Annotated in this window: 24 protein-coding genes; 11 read left to right on the forward strand and 13 right to left on the reverse strand. The window is 66.8% G+C overall.

The features are described 5' to 3' along the window. Positions 1-24 precede the first annotated feature (24 nt). The 3 genes from G7B69_RS06505 to G7B69_RS06515 all read left to right on the forward strand — a co-directional run bounded on the left by G7B69_RS06505 (position 25) and on the right by G7B69_RS06515 (position 1824). Positions 25-315, forward strand: a complete 291-nt coding sequence (locus tag G7B69_RS06505) for a DUF427 domain-containing protein (RefSeq protein WP_166177354.1) — start codon at positions 25-27, stop codon at positions 313-315. A 91-nt stretch (positions 316-406) separates the two neighbouring features. Further along, positions 407-1390 (forward strand): DUF8021 domain-containing protein, encoded by a 984-nt coding sequence (locus G7B69_RS06510; protein ID WP_166177356.1) that lies wholly within the window; start codon positions 407-409, stop codon positions 1388-1390. After that, positions 1387-1824, forward strand: a complete 438-nt coding sequence (locus G7B69_RS06515; RefSeq protein ID WP_166177358.1) for a cupin domain-containing protein — start codon at positions 1387-1389, stop codon at positions 1822-1824. Before G7B69_RS06510 ends, G7B69_RS06515 begins: the two co-directional genes overlap by 4 nt. On the opposite strand, the gene G7B69_RS06520 is transcribed toward G7B69_RS06515, so the two are convergent. Beyond that, on the reverse strand, positions 1821-3308 hold the full coding sequence (locus G7B69_RS06520; RefSeq protein ID WP_166177360.1) for a tetratricopeptide repeat-containing sulfotransferase family protein: 1488 nt from the start codon (positions 3306-3308) through the stop codon (positions 1821-1823). The genes G7B69_RS06515 and G7B69_RS06520 overlap by 4 nt on opposite strands. A gap of 225 nt (positions 3309-3533) precedes the next feature. Here G7B69_RS06520 and G7B69_RS06525 point away from each other — a divergent pair, with 225 nt between their 5' ends. Then, complete coding sequence (locus G7B69_RS06525; RefSeq protein ID WP_166177362.1) at positions 3534-3836, forward strand: hypothetical protein; 303 nt, start codon at positions 3534-3536, stop codon at positions 3834-3836. Between the two features lie 21 nt (positions 3837-3857). Here the strand turns inward: G7B69_RS06525 and G7B69_RS06530 are convergent, their stop codons facing one another. The 3 genes from G7B69_RS06530 to G7B69_RS06540 all read right to left on the reverse strand — a co-directional run bounded on the left by G7B69_RS06530 (position 3858) and on the right by G7B69_RS06540 (position 6225). Beyond that, complete coding sequence (locus G7B69_RS06530) at positions 3858-5117, reverse strand: gallate dioxygenase (protein ID WP_166177364.1); 1260 nt, start codon at positions 5115-5117, stop codon at positions 3858-3860. A gap of 207 nt (positions 5118-5324) precedes the next feature. After that, positions 5325-5573, reverse strand: coding sequence for an SWIB/MDM2 domain-containing protein (locus G7B69_RS06535; RefSeq protein ID WP_166177366.1), 249 nt, complete (start codon positions 5571-5573; stop codon positions 5325-5327). A 40-nt stretch (positions 5574-5613) separates the two neighbouring features. Further along, the gene (locus tag G7B69_RS06540; protein WP_166177368.1) at positions 5614-6225 is read right to left on the reverse strand and encodes a YbhB/YbcL family Raf kinase inhibitor-like protein; all 612 of its coding nucleotides are present in this window, start codon (positions 6223-6225) and stop codon (positions 5614-5616) included. Between the two features lie 119 nt (positions 6226-6344). On the opposite strand from G7B69_RS06540, the gene G7B69_RS06545 reads away from it, so the two are divergent. From G7B69_RS06545 to G7B69_RS06555, 3 genes are all read left to right on the forward strand, one after another. After that, positions 6345-6770 (forward strand): ion channel, encoded by a 426-nt coding sequence (locus tag G7B69_RS06545; protein WP_166177370.1) that lies wholly within the window; start codon positions 6345-6347, stop codon positions 6768-6770. Positions 6771-6815: 45 nt separating this feature from the next. Continuing rightward, complete coding sequence (locus tag G7B69_RS06550; protein WP_166177372.1) at positions 6816-6965, forward strand: hypothetical protein; 150 nt, start codon at positions 6816-6818, stop codon at positions 6963-6965. Positions 6966-7034: 69 nt separating this feature from the next. Continuing rightward, positions 7035-7550 (forward strand): cupin domain-containing protein, encoded by a 516-nt coding sequence (locus G7B69_RS06555; RefSeq protein WP_166177374.1) that lies wholly within the window; start codon positions 7035-7037, stop codon positions 7548-7550. A gap of 1 nt (position 7551) precedes the next feature. Here G7B69_RS06555 and G7B69_RS06560 read toward each other — a convergent pair whose 3' ends face one another. Further along, positions 7552-8289 (reverse strand): DODA-type extradiol aromatic ring-opening family dioxygenase, encoded by a 738-nt coding sequence (locus tag G7B69_RS06560; RefSeq protein ID WP_207785971.1) that lies wholly within the window; start codon positions 8287-8289, stop codon positions 7552-7554. A 68-nt stretch (positions 8290-8357) separates the two neighbouring features. Beyond that, positions 8358-8825 (reverse strand): COG3650 family protein, encoded by a 468-nt coding sequence (locus G7B69_RS06565; protein ID WP_166177376.1) that lies wholly within the window; start codon positions 8823-8825, stop codon positions 8358-8360. A 123-nt stretch (positions 8826-8948) separates the two neighbouring features. On the opposite strand from G7B69_RS06565, the gene G7B69_RS06570 reads away from it, so the two are divergent. Then, the gene (locus tag G7B69_RS06570) at positions 8949-9419 is read left to right on the forward strand and encodes a hypothetical protein (RefSeq protein WP_166177378.1); all 471 of its coding nucleotides are present in this window, start codon (positions 8949-8951) and stop codon (positions 9417-9419) included. Positions 9420-9423: 4 nt separating this feature from the next. Further along, entirely contained in the window at positions 9424-9792 is a 369-nt protein-coding gene (locus G7B69_RS06575; RefSeq protein WP_243415054.1) for a hypothetical protein, read from the forward strand. Here G7B69_RS06575 and G7B69_RS06580 read toward each other — a convergent pair. Further along, a complete protein-coding gene (locus G7B69_RS06580; RefSeq protein ID WP_166177380.1) occupies positions 9789-11018 on the reverse strand; it encodes a glycosyltransferase family 4 protein in 1230 nt (409 codons plus the stop codon). The two genes, G7B69_RS06575 and G7B69_RS06580, sit on opposite strands and share 4 nt — an antisense overlap. Positions 11019-11216: 198 nt before the next feature. Between G7B69_RS06580 and G7B69_RS16930 the strand changes: the two genes are divergently transcribed. Further along, on the forward strand, positions 11217-11351 hold the full coding sequence (locus G7B69_RS16930; protein ID WP_279323146.1) for a hypothetical protein: 135 nt from the start codon (positions 11217-11219) through the stop codon (positions 11349-11351). A gap of 7 nt (positions 11352-11358) precedes the next feature. Here G7B69_RS16930 and G7B69_RS06585 read toward each other — a convergent pair whose 3' ends face one another. The 6 genes from G7B69_RS06585 to G7B69_RS06610 all read right to left on the reverse strand — a co-directional run bounded on the left by G7B69_RS06585 (position 11359) and on the right by G7B69_RS06610 (position 14633). Continuing rightward, entirely contained in the window at positions 11359-11514 is a 156-nt protein-coding gene (locus G7B69_RS06585) for a hypothetical protein (protein WP_166177382.1), read from the reverse strand. A gap of 39 nt (positions 11515-11553) precedes the next feature. Beyond that, the gene (locus G7B69_RS06590) at positions 11554-11988 is read right to left on the reverse strand and encodes a glycine zipper 2TM domain-containing protein (protein ID WP_166177384.1); all 435 of its coding nucleotides are present in this window, start codon (positions 11986-11988) and stop codon (positions 11554-11556) included. A gap of 240 nt (positions 11989-12228) precedes the next feature. Continuing rightward, positions 12229-12753 (reverse strand): hypothetical protein, encoded by a 525-nt coding sequence (locus G7B69_RS06595; RefSeq protein ID WP_166177386.1) that lies wholly within the window; start codon positions 12751-12753, stop codon positions 12229-12231. Positions 12754-12900: 147 nt separating this feature from the next. After that, a complete protein-coding gene (locus G7B69_RS06600) occupies positions 12901-13425 on the reverse strand; it encodes a hypothetical protein (protein WP_166177388.1) in 525 nt (174 codons plus the stop codon). Between the two features lie 182 nt (positions 13426-13607). Beyond that, entirely contained in the window at positions 13608-14006 is a 399-nt protein-coding gene (locus G7B69_RS06605; protein ID WP_166177390.1) for a hypothetical protein, read from the reverse strand. Positions 14007-14015: 9 nt separating this feature from the next. Further along, complete coding sequence (locus tag G7B69_RS06610; RefSeq protein ID WP_166177392.1) at positions 14016-14633, reverse strand: DUF3833 family protein; 618 nt, start codon at positions 14631-14633, stop codon at positions 14016-14018. A 94-nt stretch (positions 14634-14727) separates the two neighbouring features. Here G7B69_RS06610 and G7B69_RS06615 point away from each other — a divergent pair, with 94 nt between their 5' ends. After that, the gene (locus G7B69_RS06615) at positions 14728-15030 is read left to right on the forward strand and encodes an alkylphosphonate utilization protein (protein WP_166177394.1); all 303 of its coding nucleotides are present in this window, start codon (positions 14728-14730) and stop codon (positions 15028-15030) included. Positions 15031-15224 lie beyond the last annotated feature (194 nt).

A 15224-nucleotide genomic window follows, 5' to 3' on the forward strand; every position in this document is an offset into this window, starting at 1 on the left:
GAAGAGCGACGAAAGGAATTTCGCGTGGCCGTCGAGGCGCTCTGGAACGACCAGGTCATCGCTCACAGCGACGAGACGGTGATCGTCGAGGGCAACCATTACTTCCCGCGCGCCGACGTCGACACCTCGGTTCTCGAAAAGAGCGCCACCACTTCTGAGTGCCCGTGGAAGGGCACCGCGTACTATTACACCATCGATCTCGACGGCGAGCGCAACCAGGACGCCGCGTGGTACTATCCCGATCCCAAGCCGGCAGCCGAACAGATACGCGACCGCATCGCCTTCTGGCACGGCGTCGAAATCGTCGAAGCATGAGCGGGCCTTCGCCAATCGGCGCGAATCGAGTAGGACTTGCGGCCGAACCGGGGGCACGGCGATGGCAGATAAGCGGAACGTTCGGGTCTTGATGGCCTCGATCGCATTCGCGCTGGCGACGACCGTTGCGGCTGCCGGGGCCGCTCCGGCCGTCACGGCGGTCGCCCCCGAATGCGACCGCGCCTGCCTCACCCAAACGATGGACCGGTATCTTTCGGCACTGGCGCGGCACGACGCTGCCGGCGTGCCTTTTGATCGGGATGCCCGCTTCACCGAGAACACGATGCCGCTCAAGATCGGCAAGGAAGGGCTGTGGGTCGCCGCCAGCGAGCCGCCGACGGGCTTCAGGATCGACGTCGTCGATGTCCCCGGTGGCGCGGTCGGGACGATGGCCTTGATGAAGGCGTGGGGCAATCCCGTGCTGGTTTCCGTGCGGCTGAAACTGGTCAACGGACGGATCACCGAGATCGAGCATGTCCTCACCACCAACGCGCTGCGCCCGGCGTCGCTGGCCAATCTGGCCACCCCGCGGCCGGAGCTGCTCGCGGACGTCCCTGCCGGCCAGCGCTCCGATCGCCAGCGGCTGATCAATATCGCCGACGCCTACTTCGAGGCCGCCGAGCGCGCGCAAGGCAGCCTCGCCCCGTTCGCGGCGCATTGCGTGCGGCACGAGAACGGCATGCAGACCACGTCCAACTCGCCCCCGGCACCGTGGCCGGTGCCGCTCGGCTCCAAGGAAGCCGACGAGGCGATGAAGTACATCGGCTCGCTGAATTGCGATGCCCAGCTCGACACCCACGTGATGGACTACATCGGCCGGCTCTGGCCCCGCCGCTACGAAGTGGTCGACGAACAGAAGGGCCTAGTCTTCGCCTTCCCGATGTTCCAGCACCCGGGGATGACCGCCCCGGTGCGGATCGTCGGCGTGCCGGGCGTCGACAGCCTTCCGCTGGGCCGCTCGTCGTCGAACATGCAGGCCGGCGAGATATTCAAGATCGTCGACGGCAAGATCGTCTCGGTCGAGGCGATGGGCGCGTTCCTTCCTTACGGCACCAAGAGCGGGTGGGACGGATGAGCCCGGCCAAGACCCTGATCGAGGAGTTGCGCCTCTCGCCCCATCCGGAAGGTGGCTGGTATGGCGAGGTATGGCGCGCGCCCGCCGAGGGCGACGAGCGCGAAAGGGCCTCGGCGATCTACTTCCTCCTCGAAGCGCACCAGCGCAGCCACTGGCACAAGGTCGACGCGGCCGAGATCTGGCTGTGGCACGCCGGCGATCCGTTGCTGCTCTCGCACAGCGTTTCGCCCAAGGGTCCGGTGCGCGAAATCCGCCTCGGCCCCGACGTGATTGCCGGCGATCACCCGCAGGCGGTCATCGGCGCACACGAGTGGCAAGCCGCCGTGCCCTTGCCGGGCACCGCGGGCTATACGCTGGTAAGCTGCGTGGTGACGCCGGGCTTCAAGTTTTCCGGCTTTACCCTCGCCCCGCCAGAGTGGCGGCCGGGCTCTTAGCTTCCGGAATACGCCTCGACGAACGGCTCGAGGAACTTCCGGTAAGGCTCGGCCGAACCGATTCCGGTGCGATTGATCGGGCGGCGGACCTGCATCACGCTCGGCGTAATGACCGGCCGGCGATTTTCGTGCGGCGCGAACACCTCGGGTTCCACTGCAAGCCCGCAATGCCCAACGATGCGACGAATCCAGGGCTCCGGTTCGGTCGCCAGCTCCTCGAACGGAACCACCAGCAAGCGATCGCCGAGGATCGCCTGCCATTGCTCAAGCAACTGGTCTTCGAGCCGGAAGAAAAAGGCTATGTCGCCCAGATCGTTGCTCCAGTGGATGTTCTCCATGAAGCAGGTGCGAAAGCACGACCATGCGCAATCGAGCGGGTCGCGCCTGAGCCATATCAGCGGCGCCTCGGGCAGCAGCGCGGCCACCACGCCGAGCTTGCGGGTGGTGTTCGTCGTCTTGTCGACGACGCGCCCGGGCCGCGGGAAACGCTGATCAAGCAAGTGGTGCCAGAGCCGGGCAAGCGACGGCGCGCCGGCCTTTTGCACGTAGCCGTCGAGAGCCGGATGGGACGCGTCGCCCGTCTCACGCACCAGCCAGCGCAGGAGGTTGATCTCGCCGCCTTCGGATACCTGGCTGTGGCTGGTCAGGACCTGCTGGACCAGGGTCGTGCCCGAACGCGGCAAGCCCATCACGAAGATCGAGCGGTCGGTCGGCTCGGTCTGCTGGCGGGCGATGTTGGCGATCCGGTCGGCGTCGTAACCGCGCACCGCCTCGAGCGCGCTCTGGCGCTCCTGGACCCGGTCATACGGATATTCCGCCCTCGTTTCGCCGCCGGCGCGCGCCACGGCGGCAAAGGCGCGGGCGTGGTCGCCGCGATCGGCACGCGCCTTGCCGAGCGCGTAATAGTAATACGCCCGCTCTACCCGCGGTGCGGCCTGCATATCGCGCTCGGCGGCAAAGAGCCGCTCGGCCAGGTCCGGTTCGCCGGCAAAGTCGACCACCATGGCGAGCAAATGCCACGCCTGACCGGATTGAGGGCGCAACCGCAGTGCCTTTTCGAGCCACAAACGCGCCTCTTCCGATTCGCCGGCGGCCGACGCCAAGGCACCGTGCGAGAGGGCATGGGAGAACGGGTCGGGGACATTCGGCGGAAGAGTTCGCAGCAGCGCCAGAGCCTCGTCGATGGCGCCGATGTACGCGAGCAGGTCCACCTTCCTGATCAGCGCGTCGGGTCCTCGCCCGGAGGAGTCGACGAACAAGTCGATCGCTTTGCGGGCGAGTCCGAACTCGCCCAGATCGGCCGCCATCGGCGCGAGCTGCAACCACTGCCCGGCCATCGGCGCGGCCAGCTCGATCAGCTGGCGCAGGCTGTCGACGATCTGTGCGCGGTCTTTTCGCAGGAGTGCCTGCTGGAACTGCTGGACCAGCCGCAATGCGGCAACGTCGCGATCCGTTTCGCCGCTCTTGCTCGGGGGTAACGTCACGTGATCGGCCGGATTTTCCTAACGATCGTTAGCTAGAAAACTAAGCCGGTCGCACTTCAAACTGTAAAATGTCGCAAATTGTCTCGCTCTGCTCTTGCCTGCATCACCGACCGCGCGCATGCTGCTTTCAGAAGGGGAGAAACGGCCAGGCAGACCGGTAACCGGCACCTGGCAAGCGGGTTCGGGAAGGCAATAGCTGCCCGGACTTGCCGATCGGGGAGGCGAATGGCTCCATTCCACATCAAGGCGCAAATCCTGCGGCAGTCGCAGCTCGAGCCGGCGACCGCTCTCGGGATTTTCGAGCCGCGCGCCGAAGCGGACCCTTCGTCGTCGAGCGAAGCCCAGGCAAGCGCCAGGGCGCGTTGGCGGCAATCGGACGTAAAGCGGCTTGTCGCCGCTGCCGAACAGGCGGGCCTGCAATCCTACCGGATCGAGATAGCCCCCGACGGGACGCTTTCGATTATCGTCGGGGCTCCCGAGGAAACGGCAGCGAGCGACAAGTCTTACCCGGACCCTTTGAGGCCCTGACCGGCTCGCGAGGAGCGAAGCTTACTTCTCCTTGCCGGCCACGCCGTAGGTAATCGCGGCGTTGCGGGTCTTCTGGAAGTCCTCGACGCTCATACCCTTCATTGCCGCGTAGATGTGGATGTTGCCGACACCGGTCACCGCGCCGAGCTTTTCGAGCATGAAGAAGATCACTCCGTAACGGATCATCCCGATCCAGTCCCGGCGGCGGATCAGGTCGCGCTCCTCGTCGCTGAGGTCGGCGGCGGCAAGGCAGGCTTCCTCGTCGTCGCGGAAGGCCTTGCGTACGTTGGGATCGGTCAACGAGTGGAGGAAATGGTTGATGCGGAAGCCCTTCACGCTGCGCTCGATGGTGAAGGGATATGTACCTTCGAGCGCGCTGGCGCCCTGCCAGTCCCATTCCATCCGCTGGCGGAAAGCCTCATCGCTTTCCGGCGGCGCCGGCTCGGGCTTTTCCTCGAGGATCATCGTCGCGATCGGCGTCATCGACGGGAGGAAATAGGCCTGGTGGGTGCACTCGACTTCTTCGGAGAGGGCGCCGCGCATCATCAGCCACATGACGACTTCCGCGCCTTCCCAGCCGCCGAGGCGGGCGAGCTCGTGGATGGGGTAGTCGAGCAGCCCTTCGGGGTGGGAGACGAGGCGGTCCATGAACTCCATGTCCCACTCGGTGTTGTTGAAACCATTGCGCTCGCCGTGAACCTGGTGGCTGAGGCCGCCGGTGCCGGCGATCGCCACCTTGATGTCTTCGGGGTAGCTCTGAATGGCTCGGCGCAAGGAGCGGCCGAACTTCCAGAAGCGCCGCGCCGAGGGCAGCGGCACGGTGAGCACGCCGCACACGATCGGCAGCAGCTTGGTCGCCCAGCCCTCTTCATTGTAGTCGACCATCACCGAGAGCGGCGAGAACGCGCCGTGATCGAGGTTGCGGCCCTGGAAATAGGAGAGGTCGAACTCGTCGGCCACCATCGCCTTGGCAACGTGCTGGGCGAACTTGGGGTCGCCCTTGATCGCCGGGATGTCGCGCGGCCCTCCGCCTTCGTCGGCCGCCCCGAACTGCTCGCCGACGCCGAGGGCGAAGTGGCTGTAGTGCTCGAAGAACGCGGTCATGTGGTCGTTGTAGATGTAGACCAGCACGTCGGGCTGCTTGTCGCGGAACCAGGCTTGGACCGGCTCATAGCCTTCGAAGATCGGCTTCCACACCGGGTCGTCGAACTTGTTCGCGTCCTTGGCGAAGGCGATGGTGGGAGTGTGCGACGTGGCGATGCCGCCGACGATAGTGGCCATGGTGCGGGTCTTTCCTCTCGTGCGGGCGCGCCGCGCGCGCTGGCGCCCATCTGCTTTGCATCTTGCCACGGAGGAACGCCTTGCGACAAGTCAATTTCCAGATTCGTGAACTTTTCACGTATCCGAACGAAAGCGGGCGAGGCAGCCTCTCCGCTGCCTCGCCCGCCGTAAATCGCGTCATCACCGGGCCAGCTGGCCCGGCTGCGCTCAGCTCATGTGCTTCGAGACGGCGCCCGTCATCTTGAACATCGAGATCTGGTCCTTGCCGGTCACCGCGCCGAGCTTGGCGTCGGGGTTGATCATCCGGCGGTCCTTGCTGTCTTGCAGGTTGTTGGCCTTGATGTGATCCCACACCTTGCTGGTAACCTGTGCGCGGGTCAGTGGGCCCTTGCCCACCACCGCCTCGAGTTCCGGCGACAAGTTGACCGGTTTTTGCAGTGCATTGTTCTTGGCCATGGGCCCATCCTTTCCAGGCTAGAGATTCGGTGTCGTCCTCTTAATCCAAATCAGCGCTCTCGTCCCACTCTTCTCCGAAATCATCCCCATTTTCGTTTCGTTCGTAAGTTGCCGTAATTACGGCGGCACCGAGGACGTGTCCCTCCATGGCATCGACGAGCTCGCTTCGGCCTGCGCCCGGCATCAGCGCCAGAGGCAAATCGAGGGCGAAAATCTGGAATACGTAGTCGTGCGGCCCGTGCCCTGTCGGCGGATCGGGCAGCAGCCATTCGGAGTTGCCGAAAGAGTTCTTCCCCGTGCGCGGAGGGGTTTCACCCTCGAGCAGCTTGCCCGCCTGCGGAGCAAGGCCCCAGACGAGCCAGTGGCAGAACGGCTGCGGACCCGGCGCGTCGGGGTCCTCGACGACGATCGCCAGTTCCTGCGTCCCCGGAGGCGGCGCGGTCCACTCGAGCGGCGGCGCCACTGCATCCTCCTCGTGGGCGGTGAAACACGGGTCAAGCGCCTCGCCGTCGCGGAACGCCGGCGAGGTGAGCCGAAAGCCGCCCTTGTTCAGCACGTCTTCGCCGCCGACCCGCGCAACCGTGAGATTGGCGTGACCGGGGCGGATCGTCTTCAGCGCCTTGCCGAGCCAAGCGGGGACGTGTTCGAGCATGCTTCGCGTTCTCCTTTGCCAAGAGCCTAGGTGGCGAGGCCCGCCTTCGCAACCGCCCTTCCTCCGCAGAAGTTTCGCCGAGCCATTGACCAGCGCTGTAGCCCGGGCATCATGCGGGAATGCTCCATCAGCTCGCAATCGCCACCATCATGGTGCTGCTCACCGTCATGATCCACGGCGCGGGGCTTCTGATGCTCATGCGCCTGTTGCGGATCGAGCTTCACGAAGAAGCGACGATGCACCTTCGGGCCTTCTCGGCGCGAACGCTGGCGTTCGTCCTGGCGCTCGCGCTCGGCTTGTTCGCGCTGCATGGGGTGGAAATCTGGGCTTATGCCATCCTTTACCTGGGCCTCGGGGCGTTGCCGAACCTCGAGACGGCGGTGTTCTTTTCAACCATCACCTACTCGACGGTCGGCTATGACGACCAAGGATTCGCCCCCTCCTGGCAGCTGGTCGCGGCGATCGAGGCGATCAATGGGGTGATCCTGCTCGGCTGGTCGACGGCGTTCTTCTTCGCGATCATGACGCGGCTGGTGCGGCGCTGACCGGCTGTGCGGGAACGGCAGCCCGCCGAAGGGCATTTCGCCCGCATGATCCGCAAGCTCGCCTCAGGCGAATACCGCCTCTACTCGAAGAAGAAGGACCCCAAGACCGGCAAGCGCCGCAACCTGGGAACGTTCGGCAACAAGGAAGCCGCGAAGGAGCACGAAAAGGACGTGCAGTTCTTCAAGCGGCACTGAGCTCTCCGCCGTTGTCGCCCAGGGCACGGGGGCCTATCGCGAAGTTCTCTTAAGCGGGGGAGCAAGCACGTGACGGCACAGGCAAGGCGCGTGGTCACCGGCCACGATGCGGATGGCAAATCGGTCAAACTGTCGGACGGAATCCCGCCGCAGGATCATTCGATGCAAGGCGGGGCCATCGGCGCGGATTTCATCGAAATCTGGAACACGCCGGAGACTGTTCCGACGCTGACCTCGCAACCCGACGAAGAGCCTACCGCCCGGCCGTTCGCGATCATGCCGGCAAGCGGCCACATCATGCGCGTGATCGAGACATACCCGCCGCGCATGGGCGGCCATCGCACGGTGATGCACCGCACCCGGACTCTCGATTATGCCGTCGTCATCGAAGGGGAGGTGGTGCTGATCCTCGATGACGGCGAGACGGTACTCGGACCCGGCGCGGTGGTCGTCCAGCGCGGCACCGACCATGCCTGGGAAAACCGCTCGAACGAGATCACGAAGATGGCCTTCTTCCATATCGCCGCCGAATTTAGCGATGAGTTGCTCGCCAAGTTGCCGCAGCCTCTCGTGCTGATGGAATAGCTTAGGCGAAACGAAAGCCGGAGACCGCGCCGTTGAGGACTTCCTCTCCGAAATCGTGGCTTCCTCGCTCGTCCGAGGCACCGGCGGCGACCATCAGCGGAAGCAAGTGCTCCTCGCGCGGATGGCACAGCCGGGCCCACGGCGCGGCCTGCCAATCCGCCAACAACTCGGCCCGCTTCGGACCAGGGGCCTCAGCGGCATGAACCAGCCAGCGGTCGAACTCCGCCGCCGGCTCGCGCACCCGCGGATCGCCGTAGGCACGCAAGTTGTGAAAGCTCATCCCCGAACCGACGATCAGCACGCCTTCGTCCCTCAGCGGCGCGAGCGCATGGCCGGCCGCGAGATGCAGCGCCGGGTCGAGCGAAGCATGAAGCGACATCTGCACGACTGGGATGTCCACTTGCGGGAACGCGACCTTCAGGGGTACGAATACGCCGTGGTCGAAACCGCGCTGCGGGTCGATCGCGGCCGGCAACCCGGCAGCCTCGATCAGCGCGCGGCCCCGCTCCGCCAGCCAGGGTGCGCCCGGCGCGGGCCAGGCCAGCTGGTAGGTCTCGGGCGGAAATCCGTAATAGTCGAAGATCAGGCCGGGATGCTCGGCGGAGCCGGTGAATGCGAAGGAAGGCGCTTCCCAGTGTCCTGAGATCACCAGGATCGCGCGCGGCTTTGCCGGCAGGCTCGCGGCCAGACCCTTGAGGTAGGCTTCCATCCCGCGCCAGGTGCCGCGCGGGTCGGGCATGAAGAAGCACGGGCCGCCGCCGTGCGGGATGAACAGCGCGGGCTGTCGCAAGGTCGCCGCGATGTCGCTCACGGGTTCTTGGGACCGGTGAACGGCTGCCGGTCGGTCCAGGCACAGCCGTTACGCTGCTCACCCTTGACCTGCAGCGTGACAGTGAAAGGATAGCTGCGATCGCTCATTCCGTCGCTGCACCGGCCCGGTGTGACCGCCAGCACGAATGGCATGTCGGCAAGCTCGCCGGAGAATGAAATGCCGTTGCGGCCATCGAAGCGATCGACAGCGACCGTCTCGCCAGCCTGGTTTTCCGGAGTCGTGTAGGTCAGCACGCCGGTCGAGACCTCGCCGCCCCAGAACGGTTCGGTGCCGGTAAAATGCACCTTCTCGTCGGCGGCAATCCCCGAATAGCGCGCGGTATCCGCGGCTGTCGCGACGGTCGGCGAGGAGGAAGGTGCAGGCGAAGGGGGGCTCGTGCCGCTGCTGCAGGCAGCGACGAGAACGCAGGCCACGAGACCGATGGCGCGACCGAGGTGATTCATGCGCCGCTATCTAGTCGCGCCGTCCGCCGCGCGAAAGCCCCGCGTCGGCGGCGGAGCCGGAACACGGGCCGGCCCGACGCATTGGCTTGAATAGGTTTCGCGAGTGGAAGCACGGCGATGCAGATGTGGAAGCCCCTGGCGCTGATCGTTCCGGCCGGACTGGTCCTCGGCATGATCGGCGGGCATCTGGCGCGGCCGGTGATGCAGGACCGCGCCGTCGAGCCTTGGCAGTCGATCTTCGGCACGCGCGCGCAGCAGTACGGCACGGCAGACTACCCGGTCCAGCCGCAAGGGCCGATGACCTATGTCGGCGGGTACAGCTATCCGCCCGAGCCAAGCGACTGGTCGAAGCCATACGATGAAGCGGAATGGAACGACAGCCGCGCGCCCTTGCCGGCAATCGCCGAGCTCGACGCGCGGCAGGCCGAGTTGCTGGCCGATCCTGACGTCGAATTCGCGGTCTCGGCTCCCGCATACGAAACCGGACCAACCGGGATGGATCTACCCCAACAGCCGGCGCAAGTGGCGCTCGCTCCCGTCGATCCCGGCTCCGAGCCGCGTACCGCCGACGGCAAGCTTCCGGCGATCTGGTAGCGCGGTGGCCGAAACCATCGCCGGCTGGCGCCTGGATCGCGGCGAACGCGAGGCCCTGCTCCGGCGCTTTCCTCCGCGGTACGCGCATGTCGTCGCCGATCACGTGACCTACGGCCGCGTCCCGCCGGACAAACTTCCCGTGCACATGCGAGCCGAGCTGATCGGCCGCGCCGACGATGGCGCGGGCGTCGAGGCGATGGTGGTGTCCCTCGGCGGCGGCTCCGACAGGCCCACCGGGGGAACCTATCACATTACCTGGTCGCTCGGCCCTGGCCGTGAGGCAGTCGAAAGCAACCATGTCATCGCCCAAACGGGTTGGCGGCCGCTCGAAGAAGCCGCCACCGTCGCCCTCGAGCCGGCGAGTTGGGACTAGGCCGCACTCAGGCCTTGACGCCGCCGGCGGGAGATCGCTGCCTTCGCCGGCTTCGGCCGGATCACCTCGAAATAGCCCGCGGCGACATCGGCCGACGCGGCGTCCCAGTCGTAACGTGCGCTTTCCTCGCGCGCCGCTTGGCCCAGCCGCGTCCTGAACGCCTTGTTGTCGGCGAGCGTGGTGAGCGCGGCGGCATAACCGTCGATGTCGCCCGGCGCCACGAGCAGCCCGGTGCGGCCCGGCTCGATCAGCGCCCGGCCGCTCGGCGCATCGGCGCTGATCACCGCCAGGCCCGCCGCCATTGCCTCGAGATTGACGTTGCCGAACGCTTCGGTGGCGCTGGGATTGAGCAGCACGTCGGCGCTGGCCACCGCTTCGCCCAGAGCATTGCCGCTGAGATGTCCGGTGAACACCGCCCCGGGCAGGCAGCGGGCGAACTCGCCGTGGGCAGGCCCTTCGCCGACGACCACCGGACGAACATTCGGCAACGCCGCGCGAGCGAGGGTGGCAGCAAAATCGGCGATGCCCTTCTCGCGCACCAGCCGGCCGAAGAACAGCACCGCCAGGTCGCTGTCGGCGATGCCATGCGCGGCGCGCCAGGCAAGGCTGCGGCGCGCCGGATCGAACTTCTGCCGATCGACCCCGCGACTCCAGATGGCAATCCGCGCCGGATCGACTCCGTCATCGACCAGCATCTCGGCCATCGGCCGGTTGGGCGCGAATACGAGGTCGCAGCGGCGGTAGAAGCGCTGAAGATAGCGCTCGATCATTCCGCGGACGAAGCCGAGGCCGTAGAACTCGAAGTAGGTTTCGAAACGCGTATGCAGGCTGGCGACGATGGGGATGCGCCGATCCGCGGCATAGCGCTGTGCGGCGCGGCCGAGCGGGTCGGGTGCGGAGACGTGGACGATATCGGGCGCGAAGGCATCGAGATCGCGCCGCGTTTCCGCGGGCAGGCCGACTGCGACGCGGTACTCGCCGCGGCCGGGAAACGGAATCGAGCGCACTCCGACCAGCTCGCCCGCCGGCTCAAACGCCGGATACGGCACCACCGGCGAATAGACCCGCACCGCGAAACCGTCGCTCTCGAGGAAGGCGACCAGGCGGTTGAGCGCCTGGTTGGCGCCGTCGGGAAGGCAATTGTAGTTACCGGAGAACAGCGCGATGCGCGGCTTGCGCGCCAGCGCCGGCGCGCGTGGATTCGAGATCGGCTGGCTCTGTTGCATCAGTCTTGTCCGGCAGCAGACGCCGTGCGTCGTGCGCTTCCGCAGTTGAACTCATGCTGTCTATCATCTTTTGCCGGGCGGCGCGAAGCACTCCGCAATTGTCCCAGCTTCCATCGAACGCGGCGAGACGCCCTATCTCGCCTTCGTCTTTGCGCCTAGGCTGCCCGACGGGACATGCCGTCCCGACAGGAAATCGCCATGGCCAAGAGCCAGAAGAAGTCGAACCGTGAAATCCGCAAGCCGAAGGCCGACAAGGGCCCCAAGCAGAATGCCTCGCAGCCGAGCCTCAAGCCCGGCGGGATCAAGGGGCTGGAGAACATGAAGAACAAGTAACGCCCGTTCAGCGCTTCGGGCGTTCCTTGTGCGCCGCGATCAGCTCGTCGAGCTGAGCGATTCGCTGCCGTTCCGGGGTGCCTTTGGCGAGCCCCTTCAGCCGGCATGTCGCCCACAGCGCCTTGCGCTCTGACTCGAGCGCCTTGAGGTAGAGATCGGCCATGGCGCGATCCCTAGCCCCAAGTGGCGCCGGGCGACAGGCTTACCTGCAGGTCACGTTGTTGGTGTCGATCGCCGCGCCCGCAGCTCCGCCGGCCAGCGCGCCGAGGATCGTGCCGATCGTCTTCGAGTCGCCCGGGGCGATGATGTTGCCGAGCACCCCGCCGGCGATGCCGCCGACGATCAGCCCGGTCGTGCCGTCCGAGCGGCGGCAGTAATAGCGCCCGTCGTTGCCGCGGTAGACCCGGTCGTTGGGGCTCAGCCGGTAAGGCCGGTAGCGCGGATCCTCGCGGTAGTAGCGGTCGGCGTAATAGCCGTTGTAGCGCGGATCGGGGTTATTGTAGTCGTACCGGCCATACTGGCTGTAGTAGGTGCGGTCGTAGTAGCCGTAGGGGTTGTCGCCGTAGCCGGTGGTCGTGCAACCGCCGAGCGTTGCGAGGGTGGTGGCGGCGGCGAGCGCCGCGAGCATCGTCTTCATTGTCTCTCTCCTGGACGTTCGCCCCCTCGCCCGGCAGGTATTACCCGGACAAACGAGCGGGACATCCGAAGAGTTCCGCCTGCCCCGGCCGCCCGGCCGCGGCCTTCGGCCGGGTGACACTTTACGGACCCTGTCACCCGGGTGTCGCCCTGGAAACCACGCATTTCCGCGGGTTTCGGGCGGGGCGACAGGGTGACACTTCGCCTACACGAAACGCCCCCCGCCCCCGCCGGGCGCGGGCTAACCGTGCCTTATCCAGGTCTCGGGCCCATTCTCCACCCGGTCGACGAGCTCCTCGAAATCGTCGGGCGCGAGCTGCTCGACGTTGTATTCGCGCGTGCCGGGGGCCGGCGCCAGGTTGAGGCGCATCGCCAGCAGGGCCACGGTCAGCCGCTCGTCGTAGCGGCGCGAGGTGTGGACCAGCTCGCCCTTGTGGAAGTGCGGCACCTCGACGCCGTTGAGCGCACGGTCGAGCGCCGCCTCGGCCAGCGCATCGTACTGCCGCCGGAAGGCGCAGCGCCAGGCGAGGTCGAACGGCTGCCCCTTCAGCCGCGTGCGCAGCTTGTAGGCCGATTGCCGGCTCATCCCCACGGCGCGCGCGGCGGCGCTGACCGAATGCGTGCCGCTGAGTATGCGCAGGAACGCGGCCATCTTCGGCGCGGTCCACTGCGGGCCGGCGGGCTCGTCCGGATCGGGGGCGATGGGGAAGGCGTCGTCGGCCTCGGCGGACGAACAGGCGGGCGGGAGGGGGGTCAGGTCGTTCATCCGGCAGTGTAAGGCACAAGAGGCGGGATGTAGGAAAGTTCTTTCTTTGTTCCGGTGCATTTTGTTGGAAATCGCCTGCGCGGCGGAACCCGACGCGCAAACGCCGGGCCCTTGCGGACCCGGCGCCTGCTTCGAGTGTCGAGTGGCTTAGTAGCCGCGGGGGTAATTGCCGCCGCCGTAGTAGCCGCCGCTGTTGTAGCTGCCGCCATTGTAACCCTGCGTGTCGTAGCCGTTGCCGTACTGGCCGCGGTAATCGTCGCGGTCCCCGTCGCGATCGCGCTGGTCGTAGCCGTCGCGCTGGTCGTAGCCGTCGCGCTGCTCGTAGCCGCTGCGGTAGCCGTCCTGGCGATAGGCCTGGTGATGGCGACGCTGCCAGGTGTTGCGGTCGTAGCGGCGATAGCCCTGGCGATCGTAGAACCCGCCGTTGCGGTAGTAGTAGCCTTCGTACCAGGTGCCGTTGCGGTAGTTGTAGCTGTCGTAGCCGCGGTTGCTCGACGAGACGATCGCCGCGCCGAGGGCGAGGCCGATCACGCCGCCGACGATGGCCGCGGTGGCATCATCGCCGCCGTGGCGGTGATAGCGGTTGTAGTCCTGCGCCGAGGCCGGCGCGGCAACGGTCAGCGAGGTGGCCGCCAGCGCGGTGCCGAGGATGATCTTCTTGAATGTCTTCACGGGTCTTCTCCGCTGCCCGGAGCGGCCGGCGAGATTGCCGTACGCAGCGAAGCATCGGCGCCGTTATGGAACACCCCGGTTGAACGGGGTCAGCACGAGGTTGGCAGCGATTGTTCATATTTGTACGGTGTTTTCTGAATGAAACGGACGAGGGCGTCCCTGGCGCCGACGCGGCGCCGGTTTCAGAGGCAGCGCAGCAGCACCGGCTGCGCGCCCCGCCGCAGCGTGAACGGGCCGAGATGCAAGCCGCGCGAGGGGACGTCCACTTCCAGCCGCATCTCGCCGCCGTGGACGGTGCCGCTGTAGCGCGCCGGCAAGGACTCGGGCGGCCGGTCGATCCGCTCGGGCCCGCCGTGGCCGGGACTGTGCGCGCCGCCGGCGACGAAGCGGCCGGCGGCATCGGGCAGCACCGGTCCCTCGATGGTCCCGGCCGCGCAGTCGTATTCGAGGCGGCCGCCACCGGCATCGAGCGTCAGCCCGACGCCGCGCCCACCCCAGCTACCGCCGAGCGGGCTGCTCGCCACCGGGGTGACGCACCCGGCGAGCGCCAGCGCGAGGACGACCGGGACGGCGGGTTTCATGGCCGGCGCTCAATCACGGGTGATGGTCTCGTCCGCGGTGGCGACGGTCAGGCCGAAGCGGCGCACCTTCATCGCGTTGTGCGCCTGCCGCCCGCCGGGCTCGAGCGTCAGCTGCTGGCGGAAGGCGTAGCCGTCCTTGTTGGCATAGGCGACGTGCAGCACCGCGCCCTGCAGCGTCGCCACGACCGGCCCGCGGGCGTCGGTCAGCGTGCCTTCGTAGCGGCCCGGCGAGACCTTGCGCAGCCGCCACTCGCGATTGCGCACCGCCTCGCCGTCGATCCGCACCGTCTGGTCGAGCACCAGCGCGCCGTCCGCGGCGACCTTGCCCAGGCTGACCACGTGGGTCGCCTGCGCGGCGGAGAAGGCCTTCTTGAGCCGCCCTTCCCCGGTGGTCCGCCCGGCAAAGAACGCCACCGGGTCGAAACCCGCCGCCGGAGGGGGCGCGGCATCGGCTCCCGGCGCCAAGGCCAGCGCGGCGAGCAGGACGAACGGGGCGATGCGCCGGGCGCGGGGGGCGGAGACCATAGAGCGCAAACGCGCCCGCGCGGGTATCGTGCCGTCGGCGGGGATGAATGTGATATGCGGTCCTTCGAACGGGGCGAGGATCGCCCGGTCCTCAAGTAGCACAGCGATAGGACACCCGTCCTCAGGTAGCGACAGCGATAGGACAGAAAGCCCGTCCTCAGGTAGCGTAGCGATAGGACCGAGAAAGAGAGAGACAATGCCCGACGAAGACTACGTGTACGACGAGGACACCGGCGAATGGCTGCCGGCATCGGAATTGGCGGCGAAAAAGGCGGCGGCCGACAAGGTCGAGGTGCGCGACGCGGTCGGCAACCTGCTGGCCGACGGCGACCAGGTGACGCTGATCAAGGACCTCACCGTCAAGGGTGCGGGCCAGACGCTCAAGCAGGGCACGCTGATCAAGTCGATCCGCCTGACCGGCGACCCGCAGGAAATCGATTGCAAGTACGAAGGCATCAAGGGCCTGGTGCTGCGGGCGGAGTTTGTAAGGAAGCGGTGAGGGGGGGACGGAGATTAGCGTCCTGTCACCGCAATCTCGCTCGCGCAAATGACTCTCGGCAGCAGAACGCGGTTGCGAGCGCTTCTCGCGTTCGGCATTGTAGGAAATGAACGGTGGGCCATCGCCCAGATGAGAGGCGAAGTCCGAAAGGTTCGAGGCCCCGGCTGCGCCCACCGTTCTACCACAACATCTTG

It is taken from the genome of Croceibacterium segetis (genome assembly GCF_011320115.1).
In the GTDB taxonomy this organism is placed as follows: Bacteria; Pseudomonadota; Alphaproteobacteria; order Sphingomonadales; family Sphingomonadaceae; genus Croceibacterium_B; species Croceibacterium_B segetis.

What these genes read in the sequence shown, in the direction of transcription:
- G7B69_RS06525 (WP_166177362.1), top strand. Translation starts at nt 3,534, where the DNA reads ATGGCTCCATTCCACATCAAGGCGCAAATCCTGCGGCAGTCGCAGCTC.
- G7B69_RS06565 (WP_166177376.1), bottom strand. Translation starts at nt 8,825, where the DNA reads ATGAATCACCTCGGTCGCGCCATCGGTCTCGTGGCCTGCGTTCTCGTC.
- G7B69_RS06510 (WP_166177356.1), top strand. Translation starts at nt 407, where the DNA reads ATGGCCTCGATCGCATTCGCGCTGGCGACGACCGTTGCGGCTGCCGGG.
- G7B69_RS06545 (WP_166177370.1), top strand. Translation starts at nt 6,345, where the DNA reads ATGCTCCATCAGCTCGCAATCGCCACCATCATGGTGCTGCTCACCGTC.
- G7B69_RS06605 (WP_166177390.1), bottom strand. Translation starts at nt 14,006, where the DNA reads ATGAAACCCGCCGTCCCGGTCGTCCTCGCGCTGGCGCTCGCCGGGTGC.
- G7B69_RS06595 (WP_166177386.1), bottom strand. Translation starts at nt 12,753, where the DNA reads ATGAACGACCTGACCCCCCTCCCGCCCGCCTGTTCGTCCGCCGAGGCC.
- G7B69_RS06535 (WP_166177366.1), bottom strand. Translation starts at nt 5,573, where the DNA reads ATGGCCAAGAACAATGCACTGCAAAAACCGGTCAACTTGTCGCCGGAA.
- G7B69_RS06580 (WP_166177380.1), bottom strand. Translation starts at nt 11,018, where the DNA reads ATGCAACAGAGCCAGCCGATCTCGAATCCACGCGCGCCGGCGCTGGCG.
- G7B69_RS06570 (WP_166177378.1), top strand. Translation starts at nt 8,949, where the DNA reads ATGTGGAAGCCCCTGGCGCTGATCGTTCCGGCCGGACTGGTCCTCGGC.
- G7B69_RS16930 (WP_279323146.1), top strand. Translation starts at nt 11,217, where the DNA reads ATGGCCAAGAGCCAGAAGAAGTCGAACCGTGAAATCCGCAAGCCGAAG.
- G7B69_RS06530 (WP_166177364.1), bottom strand. Translation starts at nt 5,117, where the DNA reads ATGGCCACTATCGTCGGCGGCATCGCCACGTCGCACACTCCCACCATC.
- G7B69_RS06615 (WP_166177394.1), top strand. Translation starts at nt 14,728, where the DNA reads ATGCCCGACGAAGACTACGTGTACGACGAGGACACCGGCGAATGGCTG.
- G7B69_RS06540 (WP_166177368.1), bottom strand. Translation starts at nt 6,225, where the DNA reads ATGCTCGAACACGTCCCCGCTTGGCTCGGCAAGGCGCTGAAGACGATC.
- G7B69_RS06550 (WP_166177372.1), top strand. Translation starts at nt 6,816, where the DNA reads ATGATCCGCAAGCTCGCCTCAGGCGAATACCGCCTCTACTCGAAGAAG.
- G7B69_RS06590 (WP_166177384.1), bottom strand. Translation starts at nt 11,988, where the DNA reads ATGAAGACGATGCTCGCGGCGCTCGCCGCCGCCACCACCCTCGCAACG.
- G7B69_RS06515 (WP_166177358.1), top strand. Translation starts at nt 1,387, where the DNA reads ATGAGCCCGGCCAAGACCCTGATCGAGGAGTTGCGCCTCTCGCCCCAT.
- G7B69_RS06585 (WP_166177382.1), bottom strand. Translation starts at nt 11,514, where the DNA reads ATGGCCGATCTCTACCTCAAGGCGCTCGAGTCAGAGCGCAAGGCGCTG.
- G7B69_RS06560 (WP_207785971.1), bottom strand. Translation starts at nt 8,289, where the DNA reads ATGCCCGACCCGCGCGGCACCTGGCGCGGGATGGAAGCCTACCTCAAG.